Source organism: Frateuria defendens (genome assembly GCF_001182895.1).
GTDB lineage: Bacteria > Pseudomonadota > Gammaproteobacteria > Xanthomonadales > Rhodanobacteraceae > Frateuria_B > Frateuria_B defendens.
In genome coordinates this window covers 1-260 of sequence record NZ_LFQR01000309.1, presented here as the reverse complement: position 1 = coordinate 260, position 260 = coordinate 1, and the positions used below count along the sequence as shown (strand labels likewise).

Below are 260 nucleotides of genomic sequence, written 5' to 3'. Positions count from 1 at the left end.
GCCATGGACATCAGTTGGGAGCCAGGCCGGACAGACCCTTGCCCATGGCGCCGATGGTCTTGGCGTTCATTTCCGCCATTTCCTTCTGGAAGTTGAGCAGGGCCTGCTTGGCCATGTTGCGGGTGCTGGCGTCGGTCAGCGCCTCCTGGTTGCGCATGTTTTGTTCCTGCAGTGCGATGGAACGCTGCGTCGATGCGTCTGCGCCGGAAATGGACATGGTGTGGATCCTCGAGAAAAAGAATGAATGGATGAAGAAAGGG

1 protein-coding gene is annotated in these 260 nt (G+C 58.1%); it reads right to left on the bottom strand.

The genetic code is table 11. The features are described from left to right. Positions 1-10: 10 nt before the first annotated feature. Positions 11-260: hypothetical protein (locus ACH65_RS18395; protein ID WP_237561579.1), on the bottom strand; the 250-nt coding region annotated here is incomplete at its 5' end.